Annotated in this window: 18 protein-coding genes; 9 read left to right on the top strand and 9 right to left on the bottom strand. The window is 77.1% G+C overall.

Going from position 1 to position 25806, the window contains the following annotated elements; all coding sequences use genetic code 11:
• Positions 1 to 169: 169 nt before the first annotated feature.
• Together ASF50_RS16100 and ASF50_RS16095 are read left to right on the top strand one after the other, a co-directional pair.
• Positions 170 to 1315 (top strand): MalY/PatB family protein, encoded by a 1146-nt coding sequence (locus ASF50_RS16100; RefSeq protein ID WP_056865035.1) that lies wholly within the window; start codon positions 170 to 172, stop codon positions 1313 to 1315.
• 25 nt (positions 1316 to 1340) lie between these two features.
• Positions 1341 to 2771: a UDP-glucose dehydrogenase family protein gene (locus ASF50_RS16095; protein WP_082503298.1), complete on the top strand. Its 1431-nt coding sequence runs from the start codon at positions 1341 to 1343 to the stop codon at positions 2769 to 2771.
• A gap of 24 nt (positions 2772 to 2795) precedes the next feature.
• Here the strand turns inward: ASF50_RS16095 and ASF50_RS16090 are convergent, their stop codons facing one another.
• The 3 genes from ASF50_RS16090 to ASF50_RS16080 all read right to left on the bottom strand — a co-directional run bounded on the left by ASF50_RS16090 (position 2796) and on the right by ASF50_RS16080 (position 6490).
• Positions 2796 to 3725 carry a hypothetical protein gene (locus ASF50_RS16090; RefSeq protein ID WP_056865036.1) on the bottom strand — a complete coding sequence of 310 codons (930 nt, stop codon included), beginning with the start codon at positions 3723 to 3725 and terminating at the stop codon, positions 2796 to 2798.
• Positions 3722 to 4900: a sulfotransferase family protein gene (locus ASF50_RS16085; RefSeq protein WP_056905167.1), complete on the bottom strand. Its 1179-nt coding sequence runs from the start codon at positions 4898 to 4900 to the stop codon at positions 3722 to 3724. The genes ASF50_RS16090 and ASF50_RS16085 overlap by 4 nt, the downstream gene beginning before the upstream one ends.
• A 99-nt stretch (positions 4901 to 4999) precedes the next feature.
• Positions 5000 to 6490, bottom strand: coding sequence for a family 1 glycosylhydrolase (locus ASF50_RS16080; protein WP_156718347.1), 1491 nt, complete (start codon positions 6488 to 6490; stop codon positions 5000 to 5002).
• 16 nt (positions 6491 to 6506) lie between these two features.
• Here ASF50_RS16080 and ASF50_RS16075 point away from each other — a divergent pair, with 16 nt between their 5' ends.
• Complete coding sequence (locus ASF50_RS16075; RefSeq protein ID WP_162242390.1) at positions 6507 to 7184, top strand: pirin family protein; 678 nt, start codon at positions 6507 to 6509, stop codon at positions 7182 to 7184.
• Positions 7185 to 7642: 458 nt separating this feature from the next.
• On the opposite strand, the gene ASF50_RS16070 is transcribed toward ASF50_RS16075, so the two are convergent.
• Positions 7643 to 8554: a diacylglycerol/lipid kinase family protein gene (locus tag ASF50_RS16070; RefSeq protein ID WP_056905164.1), complete on the bottom strand. Its 912-nt coding sequence runs from the start codon at positions 8552 to 8554 to the stop codon at positions 7643 to 7645.
• 457 nt (positions 8555 to 9011) lie between these two features.
• Between ASF50_RS16070 and ASF50_RS16065 the strand changes: the two genes are divergently transcribed.
• The 3 genes from ASF50_RS16065 to ASF50_RS19955 are packed head-to-tail and all read left to right on the top strand — an operon-like array spanning position 9012 to position 12757.
• Positions 9012 to 10130 carry a sigma-70 family RNA polymerase sigma factor gene (locus ASF50_RS16065; protein ID WP_082503294.1) on the top strand — a complete coding sequence of 373 codons (1119 nt, stop codon included), beginning with the start codon at positions 9012 to 9014 and terminating at the stop codon, positions 10128 to 10130.
• On the top strand, positions 10127 to 11104 hold the full coding sequence (locus ASF50_RS16060; RefSeq protein ID WP_056905163.1) for a hypothetical protein: 978 nt from the start codon (positions 10127 to 10129) through the stop codon (positions 11102 to 11104). Before ASF50_RS16065 ends, ASF50_RS16060 begins: the two co-directional genes overlap by 4 nt.
• 9 nt (positions 11105 to 11113) lie before the next feature.
• Positions 11114 to 12757, top strand: coding sequence for a helix-turn-helix transcriptional regulator (locus ASF50_RS19955; protein WP_156718345.1), 1644 nt, complete (start codon positions 11114 to 11116; stop codon positions 12755 to 12757).
• A gap of 34 nt (positions 12758 to 12791) precedes the next feature.
• Here the strand turns inward: ASF50_RS19955 and ASF50_RS16050 are convergent, their stop codons facing one another.
• Entirely contained in the window at positions 12792 to 13916 is a 1125-nt protein-coding gene (locus ASF50_RS16050) for a DUF2332 domain-containing protein (protein ID WP_056905161.1), read from the bottom strand.
• Positions 13917 to 14102: 186 nt separating this feature from the next.
• Between ASF50_RS16050 and ASF50_RS16045 the strand changes: the two genes are divergently transcribed.
• The 3 genes from ASF50_RS16045 to ASF50_RS16035 all read left to right on the top strand — a co-directional run bounded on the left by ASF50_RS16045 (position 14103) and on the right by ASF50_RS16035 (position 17367).
• The gene (locus tag ASF50_RS16045) at positions 14103 to 14615 is read left to right on the top strand and encodes an NfeD family protein (RefSeq protein ID WP_056905160.1); all 513 of its coding nucleotides are present in this window, start codon (positions 14103 to 14105) and stop codon (positions 14613 to 14615) included.
• A 113-nt stretch (positions 14616 to 14728) separates the two neighbouring features.
• On the top strand, positions 14729 to 16252 hold the full coding sequence (locus tag ASF50_RS16040) for a flotillin family protein (protein WP_056905159.1): 1524 nt from the start codon (positions 14729 to 14731) through the stop codon (positions 16250 to 16252).
• Entirely contained in the window at positions 16249 to 17367 is a 1119-nt protein-coding gene (locus tag ASF50_RS16035; RefSeq protein ID WP_056905158.1) for a hypothetical protein, read from the top strand. The genes ASF50_RS16040 and ASF50_RS16035 overlap by 4 nt, the downstream gene beginning before the upstream one ends.
• Before the next feature lie 108 nt (positions 17368 to 17475).
• Here ASF50_RS16035 and ASF50_RS16030 read toward each other — a convergent pair whose 3' ends face one another.
• The 4 genes from ASF50_RS16030 to ASF50_RS16015 all read right to left on the bottom strand — a co-directional run bounded on the left by ASF50_RS16030 (position 17476) and on the right by ASF50_RS16015 (position 25786).
• Entirely contained in the window at positions 17476 to 18945 is a 1470-nt protein-coding gene (locus ASF50_RS16030) for an NAD-dependent succinate-semialdehyde dehydrogenase (protein WP_056865046.1), read from the bottom strand.
• A gap of 245 nt (positions 18946 to 19190) precedes the next feature.
• Complete coding sequence (locus ASF50_RS16025) at positions 19191 to 22067, bottom strand: helix-turn-helix transcriptional regulator (RefSeq protein WP_082503293.1); 2877 nt, start codon at positions 22065 to 22067, stop codon at positions 19191 to 19193.
• A gap of 470 nt (positions 22068 to 22537) precedes the next feature.
• Positions 22538 to 24559 carry a penicillin-binding transpeptidase domain-containing protein gene (locus tag ASF50_RS16020; protein WP_056905156.1) on the bottom strand — a complete coding sequence of 674 codons (2022 nt, stop codon included), beginning with the start codon at positions 24557 to 24559 and terminating at the stop codon, positions 22538 to 22540.
• A gap of 123 nt (positions 24560 to 24682) precedes the next feature.
• Entirely contained in the window at positions 24683 to 25786 is a 1104-nt protein-coding gene (locus ASF50_RS16015) for an SGNH/GDSL hydrolase family protein (RefSeq protein ID WP_082503292.1), read from the bottom strand.
• Positions 25787 to 25806: the final 20 nt, after the last annotated feature.

Below are 25806 nucleotides of genomic sequence, written 5' to 3'. Positions count from 1 at the left end.
CGGCGTCCGCAGCACGCGAGGAGGGGTCCACCGGACGCGCGCCCCGCCCCGCCCTCACCGCTCCCACCGCCCGCACCGCCCGCACCGCCCGCTCCCCCCGCTCCGGCCGCACCGGCGCCGCCGGCGCCGCCGGCAGCAGACCGCCGGGCCCGGACGCTAGCGTCGGGGCATGATCCGCGACCTCACCGACGCCGAGGCGCGCGCCGCGCTGGTCAACAAGTGGGCCGTGCCCGACGACGTGCTGCCGGCCTGGGTGGCCGAGATGGACTACGCGGTGGCGCCGGCCATCACCCGGGCGCTGCACGAGGCGGTGGAGCGCGGCGTGACCGGCTACCCCGCGCTCGAGCACGACGGCGGCGCGCTCGGTGCGGCGTACGCCGGGTTCGCGCGGCGCCGCCACGGGTGGGAGGTCGACCCCGGGCTGGTGCTGCCGACCGTCGACGTCAGCGCCGGGGTGCGGCTGGTGCTCGACGCGCTGAGCGACCCCGGCCCCGTGGTGCTGCCGCTGCCGGCCTACGCACCCCAGCTGGACCTGCCCGGGGTGACCGGACGCGAGCGGTGGGACCTGCCGGTGACCCCCGACGGCGACGCCTACGCACTCGACCTCGACCACCTCGAGCGGCTGCTGGAGCGCGGGGCGCGCACCCTGCTGCTGACCCAGCCGCACAACCCCTGCGGCCACGTGCCCACCCGTGCGGAGCTGGAGGCCGTGCGCGACCTGGTGGTGCGCCACGGTGCGCGGGTGGTCAGCGACGAGATCCACGCGCCGCTGGTGCTGCCCGGCGCCGAGCACGTGCCGTACCTCTCGCTGGAGGGCACCGCCGACCACGCCGTGGCCCTGGTGGCGGCGAGCAAGGCCTTCAACACCGCGGGACTGAAGTGCGCGCAGGTGGTGAGCGGCGACGCCGCCACCCACGCCCGGCTCACGGCGGTGCCGATGGTGCGCAACGACTCCTGGTCCTCCCTCGGCGTCGTGGCCTCCGTGGCGGCCTACACCGAGGGCGACGCGTGGCTCGACGCGCTGCTGGTGCGCCTCGACGAGCAGCGCACCCTGCTGGCCGACCTGCTGGCCGAGCACCTGCCGGCGGCGCGGATGCGGCCGCTGGAGGCGACCTACCTCGCCTGGCTCGACCTGCGGTCCTGCGGCCACGACGACCCGGCCGCGGTGGCCCTGGAGCGCGGGCGGGTGCGGCTGGCGCCCGGCCACGACTACCACCCCGGGCTGGCCGGTCACGCCCGGCTCAACGTCGCGACCAGCGCCACCCGGCTGTCGGAGATCGTTCGTCGCCTGGCCGTGGCGCTGTCACCTCGTTGATCCGCGGGGGCGTCTGACTGGGGCCATGACCCTCCCGGCGACGCCCGCGACCAACCGGCCGACGGGCCGGCCCTCCCCCGCCACCGGCACCGGCACCGGCACCGGCACCGGCACCGTCGAGCTGCCGCCCGAGTCGCGCCAGCGCCTCGTGGTGATCGGCTGCGGGTACCTCGGCGCCACCCACGCCGCCTGCATGGCCGAGCTGGGCCACGAGGTGCTCGGCGTCGAGGTCGACCCCGCGCGGCTGTCCTCACTGCAGGCCGGGCGGGTGCCCTTCCACGAGCCGGGCCTGGCCGAGCTGCTGGCGCGCCACGTGGCCTCGGGGCGGCTGCGGTTCACCGACTCCTACGCCGAGGCCGGGGCCTTCGGCGACGTGCACTTCGTCTGCGTCGGCACCCCGCAGCGCGGCGACAGCCTCGGCGCCGACACCTCCCACGTGGAGGCCGCGGTGGCGTCGCTGGCCCCCCACCTCGCCCGGCCCGCCCTGGTCGTCGGCAAGTCCACGGTGCCGGTCGGCACGGCCGCCTCGCTGGCCGCCACCTTGGCCGCGCTCTGCCCGGCCCCCGACGACGTGGACCTGGCCTGGAGCCCGGAGTTCCTGCGCGAGGGCTTCGCGATCGCCGACACCCTGCGCCCCGACCGGGTCGTGGTCGGCGTCGCCTCCGAGCGGGCCGAGAAGCTGCTGCGCGAGCTCTACGCCCCGCAGGTCGACGCCGGCTGCCCGCTCGTGGTCACCGACCCCGCGACCGCCGAGCTGGTCAAGGTCGCCGCCAACGCGTTCCTGGCCACCAAGATCTCCTTCGTCAACGCCGTCAGCGAGGTCTGCGAGGCCGCCGGCGCCGACGTCGTCGACCTCGCCGAGGCCCTCGGCCACGACGCCCGCATCGGCCACCGCTTCCTGCGCGCCGGGATCGGCTTCGGGGGCGGCTGCCTGCCCAAGGACATCCGCGCCTTCGTCCACCGCGCCGGCGAGCTCGGGGTCGAGGACACCATGTCCTTCCTGCGCCAGGTCGACGCCATCAACCAGCGCCAGCGCCAGCGCGTCGTGCAGCTGTCCACCGCCCTGCTCGGCGGCAGCGTCACCCGCACCCGGATCGCGGTGTGGGGCGCGGCCTTCAAGCCCGACAGCGACGACGTGCGCGACTCACCGGCCCTCTCGATCGCCGGCAGGCTGCACCTGCGCGGCGCGACCGTCACAGTGCACGACCCCGCCGCGGGCGGCACGGCGCGCGCGGCGTACCCGACGCTGACCTACGCCGACTCCCCGCTCGAGGCCTGCCGCGACGCCGACCTGCTGCTGCACCTCACCGAGTGGAGCGACTACCGCGAGGTCGACGTGGCCGAGGTGGGCCGGGTCGTGCGGCGCAAGCAGCTGCTCGACGGGCGCAACGCCCTCGACGCCGCGCTGTGGCGCGAGCACGGGTTCACCGTGCGGGGGATGGGCCGCCGGCCCTGAGCGGCGGCAGCCGGACCCCTCGGCTCAGACGTTGAAGCGGCCGCGGCGCCGCACGAGCGGGCGGGGGGCCTGGGGCAGCCAGGTGCGGGTCACGTGGTCGATCACGTGCACGCCGGGGGGCGCCTCGATGCGGTGCAGGCCGAGCAGCTCCTCGCCGCGGCCCTCGCTCAGGGCGGTGAAGACCTCCCACTCGCGCCGCTTGCGGGGGGCGCGGGAGGAGTCGAAGTCGGTGGTCGAGGTCCAGTGGGTGAACTCGTCGCGGTCGAGCCACTTCAGCTCCACGACCATCCCCTCGGGGGCGATGATGCGGTCGGAGTCGTCGGGGAACTCGCGCACCTCCCACTCGAAGGCCTTCACGAACGTGAACTCCGGGCCCATCGGGTAGACCCACGGCTCCAGGAAGCGGTAGCCCAGGTCGAGCCAGGCCACCGAGTCGCTCTCGACGGTGAGCGGGTGGCGCGGCAGGGCGACCACGGCCCCCGACTCCTCCAGCTGCCACGACAGGTCGGCGAGCAGGGCGACGCCCTCGCGGGTGAGCACCATGTCGCCGTCCCACTTCATCGAGTAGGACGTGCGGACCTGGGAGAGCGACCAGTTGTAGAAGTGGGTCAGCGAGTGCACCGAGTCGGGCGGGGTGGCGAGGTGCTCGGTGCCGGCCCGGGCGACCTGGAAGGGGTAGTCGAGCACGGTGAGCCGCTCACCGGCGCCGAGCTCGTCGGCGATGCGGCGGGCCTCCTCGGCGGTGCCGTCGTCGGAGAGGTTGTCGACGACGATGACGTGCTGCACCGCCTCGAGCATCCCGGGCAGCACCCACGGCAGGTTGTGGGCCTCGTTGCGCATCCGGAAGACGCAGGTCAGCCCGGGGGTGAGCCGGCCCTGGCGCCACGGCCAGCGCACGTCGTAGGTCGGGTCGCCCTCCAGGCAGGGGATGTCGGCGCCGCGCACCGGGCTCATCGCGACCTGCCCGCGGCCTTGCGCAGGCCCCGGCGCACCGAGGGCGGCACCAGGGCGCGCACCTTGTGGGGCACCTTCTCGGCGCGCCCGCCGCCGGCGGCGCTCGAGGTCTGCGGCGGCGCGACCCTGGCCAGGGCCTCGCGGCGCGCGGCGAGCGCGGCCGACTCGGCGATGGCGGCCGACTCGTCGTAGAGCTCGGCGTATGCGGCGCGCAGCTCGTCGAGCCGCTCGTGGGTCGCGGCGACGTCGCCGTCGTCGTCGGCGAGCCGGTCGAGGGCCAGCCACGACTCCTGGGCGATCTCGCGCAGGCGCCGCGGCACCTCGACGTCGTCCCAGGTCAGCTGCACGCGGCGCAGGTTGGGGTCGATGAACTGGTGCACAGCCCGGATGTCGTTGGCCGAGGCCGACTTCACCGCGTCGAGGTCGAAGCGCTGCCCGACGCCGAAGACCGGCACCGTCCAGTCCTGGAGCAGGTCGCCGTAGCGCACGAAGGCGCGCACCGAGCCGCGGGTGGAGCGCTCGGTGTGGAGCATCATGTTGACCCAGGCGGCGGTGCGGCTGATCTCGCCGAACTTCGAGGAGTAGTACTTCTGCTTGCTCCCCACGACCTCGGTCGGCGGGCGGAGCATAGTGACGTACGCCGGCGTCGCGTCGCAGCGCAGCGCGGCCGCGCGCCACAGGCCGAGGAACCACGCCATGCGCGGGTCCTTCACGACCAGCTCGGGGCCGCCCTCGACGAACTGCTCCTCCAGCCAGGTGTGCAGGCGGGTGCGCAGCGGGCCGAAGGTGGCCAGCTTGCCCGAGTCGAACCACGCCGAGGGCCGGCCGTCGGAGACCTGCACGTTGCACCGCTTCAGCAGCTCGTCGTGGAAGTCCACGACCCACTGCGGCTCGCCGAAGCCCTTGGGGTTGGTCTCGTCGGCCACGACCTCGGGCTGCGGCACGTGCATGCCGAGCGCCTGGAGGGTGCCGGCCATGGTGCTCGTGCCGCTGCGGCCCGAGCCGACCACGAAGACGATCCGGCGGGGCGCGGGCGGCGCGTCGGCCAGCGGGTCGGCCAGCGGGTCGGCCGTCGCCGCGTCCGGCGTGGCGGCCGGCGCGGCGGCGCCGGCGGGCGCCGCGGGGTCGGAGACGGGCTCGGGGGTGGGGGTGGACCCCGGGGTCTCGGACGACATGCGCGACAGCCTAACGACGCGTGGCCCCCGGCGGGGTCGTCGCGGGTCGTCGTCGCGGGTGGTGCGCGGCGCGGGGGCCCGCCCGGACGCGGCGGCCGCTCAGCCCAGGGAGCGGGTCTGGGCTCCGACGACGGCGGCCAGCCAGTGGTAGGCCGGGCGCGGCGTGCGCGCGCCGTCGACCGGGTCGACCGCCAGCAGGCCGACCGGGGCGAGCGGGCCGGCGGGCCCGGCGTCGGTCGCGGGCCCCGACCCCTGGTCGAGCAGCGGTCCGACGTGGAGGGCGCGGACGTCGACGCCGCGCTGCACCGCGGTGGCCACGGCCCGCAGGTGGCCCTCGAGGCGGCTGGTGCGGGGGTCGACGGGGGCGATGGGGCCGCCGGGGACGCCGGGGACGACCGGGGCCTCGGGGGTGCCCGCGTCGGCGGGGGTCGCGGGCTCGACGTACGGGGCGGGCGCGAGCGCGACCTGGAGCGGGGGGAGGGCGGCGCGGTAGCGGGCGCGGAACATGATCAGCCACTCGCGCAGGGCGTCGGGCACGACGGGGGTGCCGGCGTCGGTCTCGGGGTAGCCGAGCAGCTCGCAGCGCTCGAAGGGCACCTCCGACTCCTCCCCCGCGATGCCGATCTTGAGCGGGCTGTCGTAGGTGACGCCGTAGAAGTCGAGGGGCTGGCGGATGGTGGCCAGGTCGCCGTCGCGCACGACCTCCTCGAGGAGGGGCTGGAGGTCGACGGGGTAGCGGCCCAGCAGCATCGGCTCGAGGAAGAGCGCGTTCCACAGGGCGTCGTGGAGCTTGGTGGCGGCGACGTCGGCGACGTCCTCGCTGGCGGGCCACATGGGTGCGTGGTGGTTGGCGCAGCCGATGCTCGGGCCGGTGGCCGCCCCGTCGGCCAGGGGGTCGGCCAGGGGGTCGGCCAGCGGGTCGGCCAGCGGGTCGGCCAGGGGGTCGGCAGCGGTGGCGGGGTCGGCGAGGGGGCCGGGGCTGCCCGGCGGCGCGACCGGGGACCGCCCGCGGGCGGTGGCGCGCAGGGCGAGGACGGCCCGCCCGTGGGCGAGCAGCAGGTGGTGGGCCACGGGGAGGGCGTCGAAGGCGAGGCTGAGGCCGGGCGCCGCGCGACCGGTCATGTGGCCCTCGACGAGCAGCCGCGCGGGCTGGTCCACCGGCACCCAGTGCTCGACGCGGTCGCCCCAGCGCTCACCGGCCAGGGCGGCGAGGTCGGCGAGGCGGTCGACGGTGCCGCGGTTGAGCCAGCCGCCGTCGGCCTGCAGCGGCTCGGGCAGCACGCCGTCGTGGAGGGTCACCGACGGTCGGATCCCGGCGGCGGCCAGGGCGTCGAGGAGGAGGTCGACGTGGCGGGCCTCGGCCTCCTCCAGGGGCCCCGCGCCGCTCGGCTGGAGCCGCTGCCACGAGAGCGCGACGCGGGCCGAGGTCACGCCGAGCCCGGCGAGCCGGCGTACGTCGGAGGCCGCGGTGGCGCAGTCGCGCGCCCCCGGGGCCCGGGTCAGCCCGAGCCCGTCGGCGTCCACGCCGACGGCGAAACCCGGGGGCAGCACGGGCAGGGACCCGTCGCCGGGCCGGTGGGGGGACGGCACGGGCACAATGATGCCCGTGAGCGTCGAGATCCGTCGGGGAACTGTCCGCTTCGTCAGCCGGGCCGCGGGGCGGGAGACGAAGCACTCCTTCGCCTTCGGCGAGCACTACGACCCCGAGCGGCTCTCGTTCGGCCCGATCGTGTGCCACGACGACCACCACCTGCGCGGCGGCACCGGCTTCGAGGCCCACCGCCACACCGACCTGGAGATCGTCACCTACGTCGTCAGCGGCGCGCTGGAGCACACCCACGCCGACCCCGACGGCGCAGGCGCGGCGGCGGAGCCGGTGCGCGTCGAAGCCGGGTCGCTGGCGCTGCTGAGCGCCGGCGCCGGCGTGAGCCACAGCGAGGTCACCGTCAGCGGCGCGGGCCCGGTGCGCTTCGTGCAGGTGTGGCTGCGCCCCGACGAGCCCGGCGCGACCCCGTCGTACGCCGTGCACCCCGACGCCACCTCGCTCGAGGTGCCGGGTGTGGCCGGGGCACGGCTCGACGTCGTGCGGCTCGGCACGGGCGGGACCACGACCCTGCCCGAGGCCGCGCGGGTGCACGCCTTCGTGTCCCGTGGCGCGCTGGTGCGCTCCTCGCTGGCTGAGCCGGTGCAGGCCGGCGACGCCTTCCTCTTCGTCGACGAGCCGGCCCACGAGGTCACCGCCGCGGTGCCCACCGAGCTGCTGGTCTGGTCCTTCCGGTCCTGACCGGACCCGGTATCGCGGGTCCAGGCGCCTCCCCGCGGCTCGGCGTGCCCCCGGGACCTGATGACCGGAGGGGGCCGGCAGCGTCCCCGGCGCCTGAGGACCGCGGGTCGATCGGCGACCTGCCCGATCTCCTGCGCAGCGTCCTGCCCCGAGACCAGGGGCCGCCACCCGCCGCCGACCCCACCGACGGCCCGCGGCCCCCTGGCGCGAACGCATCCTGGGGTTGATCGAACGTTCGTTCAACCGCAGACACGTCGCCGTCCGAGGGGCTTCTGAGCCCGCGCCGCGCCCGCCACCGGCGCCGGCGACTGCCGAGCGCGGACCGCCCGGGCGGAAGGGGCGACCAGGGTGACGGGGCCAGGGGGCGACCGGGCAGGCAGGTGAGGGCGGGCGGGGCGAGGCGGAGCGGGGCAAGGCGGGGTGAGGCGGGGTGAGGCGAGGCGGGCGAGGCCGTCGTCTCAGCCGATGATGCGGAGCGCCCCGGGCCGTATCTCGACCACGGCAGGCACAGCAGGCGGACCGCCGAGCCCAGGAAGCTCCCCCAGGGCCTCGCCGTCGGCGCCGACCGGCACGCGGGAGTCCGCGGCGATCTCGACGCGTCGCCCGGTGAGCACCGTGACCTCGGGCAGCTCGACGTGGGAGCCGCCGTAGATCCGCGGGAACCGCCGGATGAGCTCCAGGCGCGAGGCCGCCTCGACCACGACGACGTCGAGCAGCCCGTCGTCGACGCGGGCGGACGGGGCGATGCGCATGCCCTGGCCGTAGTAGCCGGAGTTGGCGACGACGACGGTGGCCGCGGCGTACTCCGCGACCGCGCCGTCGACGACGACGCGGAAGCGGCCGGGCTGGTAGGTCGCCAGGGCGCGGACGGCACCGAGGGGGTACTGCAGCGGCTTCGGCGTCCAGCGCATCCGGTCCACCAGCGCGGCGGCGCGGGCGTCGACCCCGCTGTAGACCGAGCCGGCGACGAGGCGCTCGGGTGCGCCGGGGGCCTGCCACGAGAGCAGGTCGACGCGGCGCTCCGCCCCGTGGAGCAGCAGCTCGGCGACCTCCTCGGGCTCGGTGGGCAGCCCCAGCATGCGGGCGAAGTCGTTGCCACGACCCGCGGGCAGCACGCCGAGGACGCCGCCCCCCGCGCAGACCGCACCGACCAGGTGCGACAGCGTGCCGTCGCCACCGACGGAGACGACGACGTCACCGCGCTCGACGGCCCGCGCCACGAGCGCCGCCACCGCCCGCGGGCCCGAGGAGGAGACGACGTCGACCCGGGCGCCGGCCTCGCGCAGCAGCCGCGCGACCGGCAGGACCGCCTCGGGTGCGGCACCGTCGCCCGAGGCGGGATTGACGAGGAACGTGAAGGATCGGGTCACGGGGGAAGCACTCCGGGGTCGAGGATGCCGGTCGGGTCGGGGTGTGGGCACAGGCCGCGCGGAGCACCGGGACTCCGCCGGGCCGACCTCATGCGCCGGCCACGCCGCGTGGCCGGTGCCCACCGGGTGGTGGTGGGTGATCGTGCCACCCGCGGCCATGATGGCCCCGCTCGCAGCGCTCCGGACGGCGCCCCATGCCGCCGYCTCTGCCGCCGTCTCTGCCGCCGTCTCTGCCGCCGTCTCTGCCGCCGTCTCTGCCGCCGTCTCTGCCGCCGTCTCTGCCGCCGTCTCCGGGCCGGGTCGGCGCCCCCTCCCGGCCCGGTCACCGGGTCCCGTCGCCCGACGACCGACCCCACGGCGATGAGTCCGACCGTCGACGCCGGTCGGTGGGAGGGAGCAGACTGCCGGACGACAGGAGCGCACGATGACGGTGGCAACGGCGACGAGGGACCAGGCCATGACCGAGATAGCGACACCCGCGGCGACACCCGCGGCGACGTCCACAGCGACGTCCACAGCGGCGGCGACAGCGGCAGAGACCCTCCCGGCACCGGCCGCGGCGACGACGGGCGGCGCCGAGCTCGCCGACTTCCCCGCCCTCACCGAGCGCTACCAGCGCGAGCTGCTGGCCCACTGCTACCGGATGAGCGGCTCCGTGCACGAGGCCGAGGACCTCGTGCAGGAGACCTTCCTGCGCGCCTGGCGCGCCTCGGCCGACTTCCAGGGCCGCTCGTCGGTGCGCACGTGGCTCTACCGGATCGCCACCAACGTCTGCCTGACCAACCTCGAGGGCCGACCCCGCCGTCCCCTGCCCGCCGGCCTCGGCACCTCCGACCAGCTGGCCGGCGACGCCCTGGAGGAGAACCACGAGATCGCCTGGCTCGAGCCCGTGCCCGACGCCGCCGTGGTCGTCGCCGAGCGCGACTCCATCCGGCTGGCCTTCGTGGCCGCGCTCCAGCACCTCCCGGCCCGGCAGCGGGCCGTGCTCATCCTGCGCGACGTGCTGCGCTGGTCGGCCGCGGAGGTCGCGGCCGCCCTCGACACCACGCCCGCGGCGGTCAACTCCGCCCTCCAGCGCGCCCACGCCCAGATGGCCCAGCGCGGCCTCACCGAGGACACCGTCGAGCAGGACCTCACCGGCGACCAGGAGCGGCTGCTCGAGGCCTACGTCGACGCCTTCTGGCGCAAGGACGTCGACCGCATCGTCGGCATGCTGCGCGCCGACGCGATCTGGGAGATGCCGCCCTTCACGGGGTGGTACGTCGGCGCCGACAACATTGGCGCCCTCATCGGCGGCCAGTGCCCCGGCGGCCACCACGACATGCCGATGCTGGCCACCGCCGCCAACGGCCAGCCCGCCTTCGGTCTCTACATGCGCACCCCCGCGGGCGACTTCGAGCCCTTCCACCTCCAGGTGGTCGAGCTCGACGCCGACCGCGTGCGCCACGTGCGGGCCTTCTTCGGTGTCGACTTCACCGCCTTCGGGCTGCCCGCGCGGCTGCCCGCGACCTACGAGCCCGGCGACCCCGCTCCAGCGGTCGACCCGGCCGTCGCCGCGCCGGCGAGCCACCGGTGACCTCGCAGCTCGACCGGGCGGTCGAGCTGCTGGAGCGCTCCCTGGCCCACACCCGGGTCGTCCTCCACGACCTGGAGGCGGCGCTGCCCTCGCGACCCGGGCTGCTGCGGGCGCCGACGCCGTGCACCGCGTGGGACCTCGAGGCGCTGCTCGCCCACCTCGCCGACTCCCTCGACGCCTTCACCGAGGCCGCCGGTGGTCGCGTGGAGATGGCCCGTCGGCCGGGTGCCGGCGCGTCGCAGGATCCCGGGGGGCCGACGCAGACGTCCCCGCCCGGCCCACCGTGGTGCGGTCCGACGGCCGACCCGGTCGGGCAGGTGCGTGACGTACGCCGACGGGCCGACCTCCTGCTGACCGCCTGGGTCGCTCGAGCGGACGCTGTGCGCTCGGGCGGCCGCGGTGGAGGGCGTCCCCCCTCCGCGCCGGCGGACGCCACGCCCGGTGACCCGGCGCGCCCGGTGCGCCCGGTGGAGTCAGTGGGCTCGACCGATACAGCGGGCTCGGTGGGCCCGGAGGGCACGGTCGTGGGCGGCGACCCGGAGGGCCCGGGCGACGGCGCCGAGGTGGTCGCGGTGGCCGACCGCTCCCTGGGCGTGGCGACCGTGGTGGCAGCGGCGGCGCTCGAGGTCGCCGTGCACGGCTGGGACGTCGCCCGAGCAGCGGGCCTCGACCGCACGCTGCCGGACGCCCTGGCCGCCGACCTGCTGCCGGTCGCGCGCGCGTGCGTCGGGCCGGCCGACCGCGGCCCGCGCTTCGCGCCCTCCCCCACCACCGGCAGCGCGCCCGTCAGCGGGCCCGTCAGCGGACCCGTCAGCGGACCCGGTGCGCGGCCCGTCGGCCGGCGGTCCGGCCCGTCCACCGCGACGCTCATGGCCCACCTGGGTCGTGACCTGACTGGACCGCTGCGGGACGAGCCACCTCCCGGCGACACCAATCCCGGCGAACGCCCACCACCGGACCGTCGCGCTTCCTAACCTGTGCCCATGCAGGCCACCACGGCCGCCGCGACCGGCGGCCGGCACCTCGAGGACGCTCCGTCGACCGCACCCGCGCCGCCCGCAGCCGCGCCGCCCACAGCCGCGCCGCCCGCGGCTGGGACCGCGCCGGTGGCCGGGACCACGCCCGTGGACGGCCCCGCGGCCGACACGCCCGCCACCGCGGCCCGACCCGCGCTCGCCCGCCCGACGGGGGCGGCGCGGTCACCGCAGCACCGCCCGACCGCCCGCCACCCCGGGCCGGCCGACCTCGCCGCTGCGCTGAGCAGGGGCCTGCTCGGCGGCGGTCCCGTGGACCTGACCCCGCTCGAGGGTGCGCGCGACGGCCAGCTCGACGGCCAGCAGGGGCGACGCCCGCTGGGCCGCCTCGGGTCCAGCGGGTCCAGCGGATCCAGCGGGTCCGTGCAGGCCACCGAGCCCGCCTCCGACCGCGCCGCCACGACCGCGGGCCGCGGCGGCCCCACCGCCGCCTGCACCTCGGCCGCCTCCGCCGCCTCCGCCGCCTCCACCTCGGCCACCTCGGCCGCCTCCGCCGCCTCGGCGTCGACCGCTGCCCCCGTCTCCGACGACCCCGCCGACGCCGCCTCGCTGTCACTGACCCGGGCGGTCCACCTGCTGCGTGCGGGGCGGGTGGAGGAGACCCTCGCCGCCCTCGACACGCTCACTGCCGACCCCGACCCACGGCCCGACGCGGCCCGCGCCGGCCTGCCCGTGCACCTGCAGGTCGCTGCGCTGGCGACGGCCCTGGACGCCCACCTGTGCGCCGGCGACCTGGGCTCCGCGCTCGATGTCGGCCGGGCCCTCCGCGCCCTCGACACCAGCGCACCCCTGGGACCCGCCCCCACCAGCGCCGGCACCACCGACGTCGCGTCGACGTCCGGCGCCGCCCCGGGGGGTCTGGTGGACCCCCACCCCGAGGCCGTGCGTCAGCACGCGCTCGCCGAGCTGTGCGCCGCCTCCGGCGACCACGCCGGGGCTGTGGAGCACGCGAGCGCCGCCGGCCGGCTCGCCCCCGACGCCGCACCCGCCGACCTGCCCTGGCGCGCCTCGCTGGCGATGGCCCTGGCCCGCGCCGGGCGCCGCGGCGAGGCCGAGGCGCTGGTGGGCGACCACCTCGCCGCGGCCGACCGGGCGGGGTCGACGTACGCCCGGGCCGGGGCGCTGCGCACGCGGGCGAGCCTGCTCGCCGGCCCCGAGCGCACGGCCCGCCTCGAGGAGGCGCGCGCGCTGCTGACCGGTCGACCCGACCTCGCACGGCTCGCCGCCCAGGTCGACGTCGACCTGGCCGGGGTGCTGGCCCTGACCCCGGGCGGTGCCCCGCGCGCGGTCGCGCTGCTGCGCACCGCCGAGGCCTTCGCGAGCACCTACGGTCTCTGGCCCCTGCACGGCCGGGTCCGCCGCCTGCTCGAGCACCTCGGGGAGTCGCCACGGCGCATCGCCGCCGAGGTGCTGGCCCCGCTGGGCGCCCGGGAGCGGCGGGTGGCGGGCCTGGCGATGGCCGGCTCCACCAACCGTCAGGTGGCCGAGGAGCTCGGGGTCACGGTCAAGGCGGTCGAGTGGCACCTCTCGCGGGTCTACCGCAAGCTCGGGGTCACCTCACGCACCGGCCTGCGGGCGCTGCTCGAGGGCTGACCGCGCGACCCGCGGCCCCACGGGTGGGCGCCGGTCAGGCGCCCGGCCCTCCCGGCGGCGCGCACCACTCGAGGCTGCGGCCGTGGCCGTGGGTCCAGGCCAGGGCCTGCCCGTCGAGGCCGAGCACGAAGGTCTGTCGCCCCGGTGGCAGCTCGGGACCGGTGGCGGTGACCTCCGGCAGCACGCCGCGGCCCTCGTTGCTGACCCAGCGGCACGCCCCCGACCCGACGAGCTCGCGCATCATCGTCACGAAGCGGCGCCGGTCGTCCTCGGCGAGGTAGGCCACGACCGCGCTGTGCACCACGACCACCTGCGCCTCGCCGCCGACCTCCTCCACCAGGGCGGGGAGGTCGGTGAGCAGGTCACCCCGGCGTACGTCGGGCGGCTCGGCCCGGGCCACCTCGACGGCGCGGGCCAGCAGCTCACGGCGGTCGTCGTGCTCGGGCCAGACCAGCGTGGTCAGCCACGCCACGGTGTCGGGGTCGGCCGCGTCGAGCGGGTTGAGGTCGAGGCCGCCCCGCCACACCACCGGCGGCAGCGGGCCGGTCAGCAGCCCGCGCAGGCCCCCGTCGAGGCCCCCGTCGGGGCCCGCGTCGAGGCCCCCGCGCCCGGCTCCACCGGGCGCGCCCGGGTCGAGGGCGCAGGTGAGCAGGGGCGCGCCCGGGTCGCCCACGGCGACGCCGGGCTCGCCGGGCTCGCCGGGCTCGCCGTGCGACCGGGCGCCTCCCGTCAGGTCCCAGCGGTAGCGCCACCGGTCGGGGTAGAGGCACAGCCCGGCGCTGGCGCCCACCTCGAGCAGGACCAGCGGGCGGTCGTCGCCGCGGGTCGCCGCCACGAGGGCGGGGCGCAGCGTGGCCAGGCGGCGCACCTCGTTGGTCTGCGTGGTGCGCGACAGGATCGTGGCGCGCACGGCGCCCCCGTCGGCGAGCAGCGCGTCGCGCAGCGCGGAGTAGGGCCCCGGAGCCGGCACACCGTGCCAGCGGGCAGCGGCCAGCACCAGGTTGGGCTGGCGCCGGGCGTCGGGCAGCGCCCCGATCCAGGCCAGCACCTCGGGGTCGTCGGCCACGTGGCGCGCCCAGTCGGCGAAGCAGGCGGAGTCGCCGTCGGCGTAGGCCGCGAAGTCGACGTACCGCGCGGCGAGGTCACCCCACATCTCCATGCCCCGATCGTCCCCCACCGCCGCCCAGCACCACCTCCCGCCAACACCCGCCAGCTCCCACCACCACCGCCGGGCCCGGTCGGGGCCGGACGGACGGGGGCGGGGCCTCCCGGTGTTTCGCGCGCCGGGGCGCCGGACATGCTGAGGCCCAGCGCCCCACCCCGGGGCGCGGGCGGGAGCGCAGCGGTGACGGTCTACCTGGTGGTCGGGCTCGTCGGCCTGCTCGTGCTCGCGGTCTCGCTGCTGCTCGGCGACGCCCTCGACGGGCTCCTCGACGGCGCGGTCGACGCGCTCGGCGACGCCTTCTCCACCGCGGTGCTCGGCGCCTTCCTCGCCGCCCTCGGCTTCGGCGGCGCGATCGCGGAGGCCCTCGACGCACCGCTGCTCGTCTCGCTGCCGGTCGGCGTGGCCTCGGGCGTGGTCTTCGGGTGGTTCGCCTCCTGGCTGACCCGGCTGGTGCGCGACGGCGGCAGCGACGCCACCCTCACCACCGACGACACCCGGGGCCGCGACGGACGGGTGGTCACCGGCATCCCCGCCGACGGGTTCGGGGTCGTCGACGTCCTGGTCGGGGGGCACACGATGCGCCTCAACGCCCGCGCCGAGGAGCCGCTCGACCCCGGCACCCCGGTGCACGTCACCAGCGTCCTCTCCCCCACCGCGGTCACCGTCGCCCCGCTGTGGCCCGAGGTCCGCTGACCCGTCCGCGGCACCCCTCCCCCCCGGCTCCACCACCCCACGCCGCACCACCCCCACACCGCACCACCCCCACGCCGCACCACCCCCACGCCGCACCGTCCGAAAGGCCCCCCATGGACCTGCTCATCCCCCTCGGCGGACTCCTCGTCCTCCTCGTGCTCCTCGTCCTGCTGGTCACCAGCCGCTACAAGGTCGCCGGGCCCAACGAGGCCTTCATCGTCACCGGGCGCAAGGGCAAGGCGGTGCTCAACCCCGAGACCGGCGCCCTCACCACCGACCTGTCGGGGCAGAAGGTCATCCTCGGCGGCGGCACCTTCGTGATCCCCTTCGTGCAGAAGCTCGCCACCCTCGACCTGTCGTCTCGCCGCATCTCGGTGCAGATCCGGGGCGCCGTCTCGGGCCAGGGCATCAAGCTCAACGTCGAGGGCGTGGCCATCGTCAAGGTCGGCGGCAACGCCGACCAGATCCGCCTGGCCGCGCAGCGCTTCCTGTCGCAGCAGGCCGACGTCGAGCCCTTCACCCAGGAGGTGCTCGCGGGCGCGCTCCGCTCGATCGTGGGCGGGCTGACCGTGGAGCAGATCATCCGCGACCGCGCCGCCTTCGCCCAGCGCGTGGCCGACGAGTCGGAGAACTCCCTGACCGGGCAGGGCCTGATCCTCGACACCTTCCAGATCCAGGACGTCACCGACGACGGCTCCTACCTCGCCGACCTCGGCCGCCCCGAGGCCGCCCGCATCGGCCAGGCCGCCTCCATCGCCGAGGCCAACGCCCGCCAGGCCGCCGAGCAGGCGCGGATCAAGGCCGAGGAGGAGATCGCCATCGCCCAGCGCGCGCTCGCCCTCAAGCAGGCCGAGATCAAGGCCGAGACCGACGCGGCCTCCGCCAACGCCGCCTCGGCCGGACCCCTGGCCCAGGCCGACCGCGACCAGGCCATCCTGCTGGAGCAGGAGAAGGTGGCCGTGCGGCAGGCGGCGCTCACCGAGCGCAACCTCGAGACCGAGGTGCGCAAGCCCGCCGACGCCGCGCGCTACCGCGTCGAGCAGGAGGCCGAGGCCGCCCGCTCGGCCGAGATCGCCGCCGCCGAGGCGCGCAAGGCCGCCACGATCGCCGCCGCCGAGGCCGCCGCCGAGCAGGCCCGGCTCAACGGTGAGGCCGAGAAGTCACGGCGTACGGCGCTCGCCGAGGCCGAGGCGATCGAGGGCGCACGACGCGGTGAGGCCGAGCGGTCGCGTCGCGTCGCGGAGGCCGAGGCCACCCGCGCCGAGGGCGAGGCCACCGCGGCCGCCACCCTCGCGGTCGGCCAGGCCGAGGCCGAGGCGATGGACAAGCGCGCCGAGGCCTTCGCCCACTACAACGACGCCGCGGTGCTCCAGATGCTCATCGAGGTCCTGCCGCAGATCGCCAGGGAGGTCGCGGCCCCGATCAGCGCCATCGACCAGCTGACCGTCATCTCCTCCGACGGCGCCGGCGCCCTGCCGCGCCAGGTCACCGACAACGTCACCCAGACGCTGTCGATGCTCAAGACCTCCACCGGCCTCGACCTCGAGGCCCTCATCAAGAGCTCCGTGGGCAAGGCGGCCGTCGGCACCGGCCTCGAGGCCCCGGCCGCCGGCGGCACCGGGGGCACCGGGGCGTGAGCGGGGGCGCGACCAAGGCCGCTCGCGCGGTCGGGACGGCGGTCCTGGCGATCGTCTCGGTGCTGGCGGGCCTCCTGCTGCTGGCCTTCGGGGCGCGGGCGGTCGCCGTGCCGTGGCTGCGGTGGATCGACCTGTGGGTCGCCGACGGCGACGAGCGGCGCGTGGTGCTGGCCGTCGTGGCGTGGTCGTGGGCGCTCGGGCTGCTCGTGGTCGGCGTGCGCGCGGCCCGGCGGCGGTGGGGACGGGCGGCGTCGGCGGGCTGGCTGCTCGTGGCGGCGGCCGCGCTGCCGGTCTTCGCCTTCGTGCCCGGCCGCAGCAGCGGTGACAACGGGGCGAGCACCGTCACGCGCGAGGCCCTCGGCCCCCTGGCACAGGTCGGCGGCCCGCTGGCCGTCGTCGCCTTCGTGACCTTCCTGTCGGTGGTCGGCCTCGCCGTGGCCGTCGTGCGCCCCCGCCCGGGCGACTCGCCCCACACCCGGTGGCTGCGCCGCCCGCGCGGCACGGTGGTGGCCTGGACCCTCGGGGCGGTCGTGCTCGCCGGCGTCATGGCGGCCTACGTCGACCCCACCCCCACCCGCGGCTCCTGGCTGGACCGGACCGCGCGCGCCGTGGCCGGCGGCGACGAGGGGGTGACCGGGGGCTTCGAGATCGGCCTCGACACGCGCCGCGCCGAGGTCGTGCCCTGCGAGGAGGCGGCCGGGCTGCTGAGCGTCGAGGGGGAGGCGCCGGCCCTCGAGGGGTGCCGCTCCGCCCTGGTCGTCGACGCCGTCGGCCGCACGGGCGAGGGCGCGGCCCGACGCGACACCGGGGCGCTGGGCGCCGTGGTGGTGCAGACCCGGACCCTCGACCAGCTCGACGCCCTCGACCGGTCCCTCGACGACGCCGAGCTCGTCGGCGACCTGACCCCCGACTCGGCCGAGCCCGTGCTGGTCAGCCCGGCCGCGCGGTCCTACGCACTCGTCATCGCCGCCGAGGACCCCGGCGACGCCCCGCTCGGCGAGGGAGCCGCCCAGCGGCCCCTCACCCGCGCCCTGGCCTACACCGTCATCGGCACCGCCGTCGGTCTCTACCTCGGCCCGCCCGAGGTCGATGGCGGCCCGGGCGACGAGCTGTGACGCCCCGCCCGCGGACCTGCCGCCCCGTCGTGACGGGGCGGCAGAGGGGCGGCGGAGCGGCGGACAGGGCGTGACGGCGCGCGGCCCCGGCCGGCAGCGGGCCGCGGGTCAGCCGGCGGGGAGGGCGACGTAGGTGGTCTCGAGGTACTCCTCGATGCCCTCGAAGCCGCCCTCGCGGCCGAAGCCGCTGGCCTTGACACCGCCGAAGGGGGCGGCGGGGTTGGAGATCAGGCCGGTGTTGACCCCGACCATGCCGAAGTCGAGCCGCTCGGCCAGGCGGATCGTGCGGGACAGGTCGCGGGTGTAGACGTAGGAGGCCAGGCCGTACTCGGTGTCGTTGGCGCGCTCGACGGCCTCGTCCTCGGTCTCGAACGTCGTCACCGGGGCGACCGGGCCGAAGATCTCCTGGCGGTTGAGGTCGGAGCCGACGGGCACGTCGAGCAGCACGGTCGGGGGGTAGAACCAGCCGTCGCCGCCCAGCGGGGTGCCACCGCACACGACCTTCGCGCCGCCCTCGACGGCGTCGGCGACCAGGGCCGTCACCGACTCCACGGCCTTGGCGTCGATGAGGGGGCCGACGTCGACGCCCTCGTCCTGGCCGCGGCCCACGGTGAGGGCGCCCATGCGCTTGCCGAGCTTGTCGGCGAACTCCTCGGCCACCGAGGAGTGCACCAGGAAGCGGTTGGCCGCCGTGCAGGCCTCGCCCATGTTGCGCATCTTGGCCACCATCGCGCCGTCGACGGCGGCGTCGACGTCGGCGTCGGCGAAGACCAGGAACGGCGCGTTGCCGCCCAGCTCCATCGAGACCCGCTGCAGCTGGTCGGCCGACTGGCGCACCAGCACCTTGCCGACGCCGGTGGAGCCGGTGAAGCTGACCTTGCGCAGCCGGTCGTCGCCCTGGAGCGCCTGGCTCATCTCCCCGGCCCGGGTCGAGGGCACGACGTTGAGCACGCCGTCGGGCAGCCCGGCCTCGCCGAGGATGCGGGCCAGCGCCAGCATGGTCAACGGGGTCTGGGCGGCGGGCTTGACCACCATCGTGCAGCCGGCGGCGATGGCCGGGCCGATCTTGCGGGTGCCCATGGCCAACGGGAAGTTCCACGGCGTGACGAAGAAGCACGGCCCCACCGGCTTCTTCAGCGTCAGCAGGCGGCTGCCACCGGCCGGCGCCTGCATCCAGCGGCCGTGGATGCGCACGGCCTCCTCGGAGTACCACCGGAAGAACTCGTTGCCGTAGCCGACCTCACCGGTCGCCTCGGCGACGGTCTTGCCCATCTCCAGGCTCATCAGGCGGGCCAGGTCGTCGGTGCGCTCGCGGATCAGCTCGAAGGCCGAGCGCAGGATCTCCCCGCGCTCGCGCGGCGCGGTGGCGGCCCAGGAGGCCTGGGCGGCGACGGCGGCGTCGAGGGCCTCGCGGGCGTCGGCCACCGAGGCGTCGGCGACACGGGTGAGCACCGAGCCGTCGGCGGGGTCGAGCACGTCGAAGGTCTCACCGCCCTCCGCCTCGCGCCAGCGACCGGCGACCAGCAGGCCCCGGTGCTCGTCGGCCAGCAGCGTGCTCGGGACATCCAGACCAGTCATGGGTCCGATCCAACTCCGGCGACACAGTTGTGACAAGTTCCTGACACTCGACCACCGGCGTGGAAAACTCTGGGCTGTCGACTTCGGAGGGAGCACTTCGATGACGACGGTGGACCCCTTGCCGACCCCATGCGGCGAGGGGTTCATCCTTGTGCGGCTCCTGGCTGTCCCCACACACGGACCCCACACGGACGAGCGCGGGCCCTCGGGCCCGCGCTCGCGTCCGTCGGCGGCGTCGGGCCGGCTCAGGCGCCAGGGGCGCGCAGCAGCGAGGCGAGCTGCGTGCGCGAGCGCACGTCGAGCTTGCGGTAGATGCGGGTCAGGGTCGCCTCGACGGTCTTGACGCTCACGTAGGTCCGGGCGGCGATCTCGCGGTTCGACGCCCCCGCGGCGACCTCACGGGCGATGCGGGCCTCGGTCTCGGTGAGGCGGTCGAGCAGCGGGGTGCCGACGGTCGCGGCCGCCGGGTCGAGCTCGGCGCGCACCTGCTCCACCCACGTGCGGGCCCGCAGGTCGGTGAAGAGCGCCAGCGCCTCCTCCAGGCCGGCGCGCGCCGCCGCGGCCCGGCGCCGGCGCCGCTCCAGGTGGGCACGGGCCACCAGCGTGCGCCCCTGGTCGACGCGCATGCCGAGGTCGGCGCAGACCTTGGCCGCCCGGTCGAGCAGCAGCACGGCGCCCTCGGCGTCGCCGCGGGCGGTGAGCAGCTCGGCCTCGGCGCGGTCGAGCTGGGCGCCCACCCCGTCGGTGCCGCTGCGACCGTCGAGGGCGCGGCGGGCCTCGGCGAGCACGCCGGACGCCTCCTCCAGCCGCCCCAGGCGCACCAGGGCGGTGACCAGCTCGTGCTGCCACCGGTTGACCGTGGGGTCGACGACCCGGCTGCGCTGCTCCATGCCGCGCACCCGCTCCAGCGCCCGCGCCGCGCCCTCGGCGTCGCCGCCGCGCAGCAGGGCCTGCCCCAGCAGCACGAGGTGGCGCTGGAGGTAGCGCGCGTCGCCGCTGTCCTCCGCGGCCGAGGCGCCCTGACCGGCCAGCCGCCGGGCCCGGTCGAGGTCGCCGGCGACCAGCTCGGCCTGGGCCTGCACGAACCAGGCGGTGTGGGGGTCGAGCCCGAACTCCGCCCCGACGCGGGCCGCGCGCGCGGCGTACTCGACGACCTCGCGGCCGTGGCCGGCCCGGGCGCCGACCTCGACCAGGCAGCGCAGCACGTGGGCCTCGTCGGTGCCGGCGCCCCGCTCGACCTGGGCCAGCATGGCGCGGAAGGCGCTCCAGGCCTCCTCCAGACGGTCGTCGTAGAAGGCGAAGCGGGCGGCCATGTAGCCCGGCGAGGTGTGCACCAGCCCGTCGGCGCCGGGGCCAGGGCCGGCCAGCTCGACGGCGCGGGCCAGGGTGGCGTCGTGGGGGCCGCCGAGCCAGCGGTACGCCGCGGCCAGCGCCGTGAGCGCCGCGGCGCGCCCGGTGTCGTCGCCGGCGCGGCCGAGCAGCTCCACGGCCTGCTCCGCGCGGCGGATCGACTCCTCGGGGCGCGCCTCCATGAGCGCTACGCGGGAGCGCTGCAGCAGCACCATCGCCACCAGCCGGTCGTCGTCGCCCGCGTCGGCGAGCGCCACGGCGAGCACGTCGTCGAGGGTGCCGGCCGGCGAGCCCGCCAGCTCGGCCAGCGCCAGCCGCACCCGCACGGTCTGCTCGGCCGTCGGCGCGGCGTCGAGGAAGTCGGCGAGCGCGCCGCGCACCAGGTCGACGTGGTTGCCCGGGGCGGCGGTCTCGATGCCGGTGGCCAGCCACTCCGCGCGGCTCCCGGCCAGGTCGGCCGGGGCCCGGTCGGCGGCGAGCACGTAGAGCTCGGCGGCCAGGTCGCGCGCGCCCGCCGCGGCGGCGTCGCGGGCGGCGTCGGCCAGCTCACGGGCCAGGTCGGCGCGCGGGCGGGGGTCGGCCAGGGCCCGGTGGCGGGCCCGCTCGGCCGGACGCACCGCGGCCTCGGCGAGCTCCTCGTGCAGCGCGGCCCGGCGCGCGGCCGGGGTGAGGTCGAGCAGCACCGAGGCCAGCCGGGCCGGGGTGAAGCGCACCTCGCTGTCGCCGGAGGCGTCGGCGAGGTGGGCGCCGCGGCCGTCGACGACGAGGCCCGCGGCCACCGCGACCCGGATGTCCTCCTCGGCGGCGATCCGACCGCTGCGACGCAGCTGGCGCACGGTCGGGCGGTGGAGCAGCGCGGCGCGCAGCAGGGTCTCGCGGGGCTCCTCCGGCAGGGCGAGCAGCCGCTGGCGCAGCACCCGCTCGATGCTGACCGGCAGCGGCACGGGTCGCCCGAGCAGCGCCGGCTGGTCGCGCAGCGCACCGGCCAGCGCCAGTGCCAGCGCCGGCACACCGGCCGCGTCGAGGTGCACGCGGTGGGCCACCTGCGCGGGCAGGCCCAGCGGCGCGAGCAGGTCGATGGTCTCGGCGACCTCGAGCGGCGGCACGGTGAGGACGTGGAGGTCGACCAGCGCGGCGGGGTCGGAGTCGATGCCGTCGCCCGGCCCGAGCGAGGCCACCAGTCCCACCCGGTCGCCGAGGCGGCGGCGCGCGTAGCCGACGACCACCGACGACTCCGCGTCGAGCCACTGCACGTCGTCGAGCAGCAGCAGCACCCGCGAGCGGCGCGAGACCAGCTCGAGCAGGGCCTGCAGCGCGCGACCGAGGGCCACCAGGAGCGGCTCGTCGACCGCGAGAGCGGCAGGGCGGGCCGGCTCGCCCGGGGGCGCGCCGGTCGGGGGCTCGAGGCCGGGGTCGGGCTCGGGCTCGGGCTCGGGGCGGGGGTCGCCGGAGGGGGTGGCGGGGGTGCCGCGCAGGCCGTCGGCCACCGGGGCCCGCGAGGTCGGGGGGAGGGCCTGGAGCACCTGGTCGACCGCGGCGGCGGGCAGCTGGGCGACCAGGTCGCGCAGCGCCGCGAGCGGCAGCGACCGCTCGGCCGGCACCCCCGCGGCGCGCAGGACGAGCTGGCCGGCCTCGCCGCCCGCGGTCTCGAGCTCGTCGAGCAGCGCGCTGCGTCCGATGCCGTGCGGGCCCTGGAGGGCGACCGGCACTCCCCGCCCGAGCAGGTCCGTGACCGCTGCGAGCAGGCCGCGACGACCCACGAGTCGAGACATGAGGCGGTCAGCCTACGACCCCCGACGCGCTCGTCCCGCACCGACGAGCGTCGCCCCGAGGTCGGCCGGGTAAAGGTTCTGCCCCCCGCCGGGAGGGGCCTCGCGGAGCGCCCCACGGGCGCCTCCGGGTCGACCCGGCGGGCCTCCCCGGGCGCGGGTCGCCCCGCCGTGGGCCCCCGCCGCGGGCCCGGCCGTGCGCTCGGCCGGGCGCTGGGGCCGGGCGAGGCGTTGTCCGGGGCCCGTGCGTCATGCGCCAGGTGGATGCGCATCCACATCTCGCACGACGTCCTGCCCGGGGCCGTCCGCCCGAGACCCGGACGTCATGCGCCAGGTGGATGCGCATCCACATCTCGCACGACGTCCTGCCCGGGGCTGTCCGCCCGAGACCCGGACGTCATGCGCCAGGTGGATGCGCATCCACATCTCGCACGACGTCCTGCCCCGGCCGTGCGTCCGGGGCCCGGGGCGGCTCAGCGGGCGGCGCGCAGGAAACCCTCCAGCAGGGGGCCGGCGGTCACCGAGCCCGACTGCCCCTCGTCGACGTACACCGCGACCGCGAGGTCGCCCTGGGCGGCGACCATCCAGGCGTGGGTCAGCACGCGGCCGTCGCGCTCGAACTCCGCCGTGCCGGTCTTGGCGATCACCGGCGGGCCGGGCACGTCGGCCAGGGCCGACCCGCTGCCTTCGGTGACCACGGCGCGCAGCATGCCGCGCAGGGCGCCGGCCTCCTGCGCGCTCAGCGGGTCGACGTCGCCCGACGGCGTCGCGCGCACGTCGTCGAGGAGCCACGGCAGCGTGAGCTCCCCGGCGGCGACGGTGCCGACGACCGAGGCCATGGTCAGCGGGGAGGCCAGCACCGTGCCCTGGCCGATGAGGTCGGCGGCGGCACCGGTCTCGGTGGTCGGGGGCTCGATGCTGCCGAAGTACGCCGGGAAGCCCAGGTCGTGGTCGACGCCCAGGCCCAGGGTGGCCGCGGCGTCGGCCAGGTCGGTGTCGCCGAGCCGGTCGCGCTGGCTGATGAAGGCGGTGTTGCAGGAGTTGGCCACGGCCGTGCGCAGGGGCACCTCCCCGGTCGCGCCGGCGGGGTAGTCGGAGTAGTTGGTGAAGCGGCGCCCGTCGACGAGGACCGAGGTGGTGCACGGCACGGTGCTGGCGGGGGTCAGCCCGGAGCGCAGCAGCGCCAGGCTGCTGACGATCTTGAACGTCGACCCCGGTGCGGCCTGGCCGAAGGTGGCGAGGTTGAGGCCGTCGCTGCCGGGCCCGTTGGCGGCGGCGAGCACCGCGCCCGTGCTGGGGCGCAGGGCCACGATCGCGCTGCCGGGGCCGACGTCGGCCAGCAGCCGCTCCGCGCTCGACTGCAGGTCGCGGTCGAGGCTGAGGCGCAGGTCGGTGCCGTCGACCTCGTCGAGGCGGAAGAGCTCGCGCTCGCCGCGGTTGCGCACCATGGCCCCGGAGTCGGCGGGGGTCGCGTTGACCACCACCCCGGGGGTGCCGCGCAGCTGTGCGTCGTACCTCGCCTGGAGGCCCGACAGGCCCGCCTCGTCGCCGGGGGCGTAGACCGCGGGGTCCTCCTCGACCATCTCGGCCGTGACCGGGCCGACCGCGCCCAGGATCGGCGCGGCGAACTCCCGGGTCGGCGCCAGCGGGAGCGAGTCGGCCACGGCCAGCGCCCCGGTGATCGAGCGGTAGTCGCGACCCACCCGCTTCGGGACCTCGAGCTGGCGGTAGGTGATCGCCTCCACGAAGGCCTCCTCGCCCGCGGCCTCGACCCGGGCGGCGTACGGCGCGACGTCGACGCCCACCAGCCGGGCCAGCGCCCGGGCGGCCGGCAGGGCCTGGGCCGCGTCGCGGAACTGGCTGCGGTCGATGCCGAAGCGGGTCACCGGCCGGTCGGTGACCAGCACCTGGCCGCCCGCGCCCACCAGGTCGCCGCGCGCCGGGGCCACCGGCGTGGCGTCGAGCACCTCGTCCTCGCCCAGCGTCGGCTCCACCAGCCGGGGCTCCCAGGCCACCAGCCAGGCGTCGTCGCGCTGCACGAGCCCGACCTCGGAGTCGTAGGTCCACGGCTGCGGGTCCTCGCTCCCGCTCTCGGCCCCCTCGGCCCCCTCGGCCCCCTCGGCGGCCGGTGCCGGCTCGACCAGGGGCCACGACCAGGTGAGCGTGGCGGTGGCGTCGGTGCCGTCGTCGACCACCTCGCCCGCGGTGACCACGGGGGTGACGTCGCCGAGGCCGCCGACCACCGCGTCGAGCAGTGCCTGCACCTCCTCGCCGCTGTCGCCGGCCCACGCCACCGTCGTCACGTCGCCCGCCGACAGTGCCGCGGCGAGGTCCTCGACCACCGGGGCCGGGTCGGGCCCGCCGACGGTGTCGGCCACCTGGTCGCAGCCGCTCAGCACGGTGGTGAGGCCGAGCGCGGCGGCCGCGAGCGTGCCGGCGCGCCGGCGGCCGGGCCTCCGGGGGGTGCGGTCGTGGGTGGTGCGTGGTGCCTGCATGACGTCCCTTCTACGTGACGGTGGTCGTCTCCGCAGGGGTGACGCGCGGGAGGCCCGATCGGTTGCCGCCGAGCCGTGACCGGCCCCGGACCAGTGGCGGGTCGGTGGCGGGTGGGTGGCGGGTCAGTGGCGGGCGGCCCAGCGGTCGAGGTCGGTGATGCCGGCGCGGCGGGCGGCCGCGCGGGCGGCCGGGGTGGTCAGGTCGGGGGCGGTGACCGTCTCCGGCTCGATGGCGGCGTCGAGCCCGGCGTACCGGCGCTGCTGCGCGGCCAGGGTCGCGCCCTGGGCGTCGGCGGCCCGCAGCAGGTCGGCGTCGATGCGCGGGGCCGACGTGGCGACCCGACCCAGCGCGCTGCCGGTCAGCAGGGGCGAGACGAGCGGGGCGTAGCCGGAGGAGTGGCCGAGCTGGTTGGGGTGGTAGCTCTCGCTCACGGGGCTGGAGAAGCCGTTGAGCCACTCGACGTCGTCGCAGACCGCGTGGCCGGTGAACCGGCTGGTCGGGTTGGCGAAGCCGAAGCCGCGCGCGGACGCGGCGGCGGCCAGGCGGGCGTTGAGCTGGTCGGCGGTGGCGTTGAGGCGCGTCTCCTCGGCCGGGGAGAAGAACGTGGCGGCGTTGCAGTCCTCGCCCATGAAGACCCGCGGGTAGCCGACCACGACCACCCTCGCCTGCGGCGCGCGGCTGCGGATGGAGCCGTAGAGGGTGGAGAGCCGGCCCGGGAGCGTGCCGGCGATGAAGGCCTGGGCCTGGTCGACGGCACCGCCGCAGTCGCTCATCCAGCCGGGCAGCGCGCACTCGGTGAGCACGTCGGCGAAGCCCGCGTCGTTGCCGCCGACGGAGATCGTGACGTAGGCCGTGCTCGCCGAGAGCGCGCCGAGCTGCGCGGTGGTGACGTCGGGGATGGTCGCGCCCGAGCAGGCGCGGAAGGTCAGCGCGTAGCCGCGCTGGGCCGCCACGAGGCTGGGGTAGGCCCGCGTGGAGCGCTGGCAGGAGGTGCCGTCGTCGAGGTAGCTGCGGGTGCCGGTGCCGGAGGAGTAGGAGTCGCCGAGCGCGACGTACGACGGCGCCGCCGCGCTCGCGGGGGCCGCGGGCAGGGCCACCGCCGCCAGCGGGGCGAGCAGCACGGCGGCGAGGGCGGCCGCCCGCCCGGAGCGGGCCCGACGGGCGGGCCGCGGGCCCCGCGAGGGGGCCGGCGACCGGAACGAGCGTGACGACGCGAGCAGGGGCATGACGGACCTCCGGGTGCGCC

The sequence above is a fragment of the Nocardioides sp. Leaf307 genome, from assembly GCF_001423135.1.
In the GTDB taxonomy this organism is placed as follows: domain Bacteria; phylum Actinomycetota; class Actinomycetes; order Propionibacteriales; family Nocardioidaceae; genus Nocardioides; species Nocardioides kribbensis.
This window is presented reverse-complemented; position numbering and strand designations above follow the sequence as displayed.

Coding starts and splice junctions, on each gene's coding strand:
- ASF50_RS16100 (WP_056865035.1), top strand. CDS start 170: ATGATCCGCGACCTCACCGACGCCGAGGCGCGCGCCGCGCTGGTCAAC.
- ASF50_RS16095 (WP_082503298.1), top strand. CDS start 1,341: ATGACCCTCCCGGCGACGCCCGCGACCAACCGGCCGACGGGCCGGCCC.
- ASF50_RS16090 (WP_056865036.1), bottom strand. CDS start 3,725: ATGAGCCCGGTGCGCGGCGCCGACATCCCCTGCCTGGAGGGCGACCCG.
- ASF50_RS16085 (WP_056905167.1), bottom strand. CDS start 4,900: ATGTCGTCCGAGACCCCGGGGTCCACCCCCACCCCCGAGCCCGTCTCC.
- ASF50_RS16065 (WP_082503294.1), top strand. CDS start 9,012: ATGACCGAGATAGCGACACCCGCGGCGACACCCGCGGCGACGTCCACA.
- ASF50_RS19955 (WP_156718345.1), top strand. CDS start 11,114: ATGCAGGCCACCACGGCCGCCGCGACCGGCGGCCGGCACCTCGAGGAC.
- ASF50_RS16050 (WP_056905161.1), bottom strand. CDS start 13,916: ATGGAGATGTGGGGTGACCTCGCCGCGCGGTACGTCGACTTCGCGGCC.
- ASF50_RS16040 (WP_056905159.1), top strand. CDS start 14,729: ATGGACCTGCTCATCCCCCTCGGCGGACTCCTCGTCCTCCTCGTGCTC.
- ASF50_RS16030 (WP_056865046.1), bottom strand. CDS start 18,945: ATGACTGGTCTGGATGTCCCGAGCACGCTGCTGGCCGACGAGCACCGG.
- ASF50_RS16025 (WP_082503293.1), bottom strand. CDS start 22,067: ATGTCTCGACTCGTGGGTCGTCGCGGCCTGCTCGCAGCGGTCACGGAC.
- ASF50_RS16020 (WP_056905156.1), bottom strand. CDS start 24,559: ATGCAGGCACCACGCACCACCCACGACCGCACCCCCCGGAGGCCCGGC.
- ASF50_RS16015 (WP_082503292.1), bottom strand. CDS start 25,786: ATGCCCCTGCTCGCGTCGTCACGCTCGTTCCGGTCGCCGGCCCCCTCG.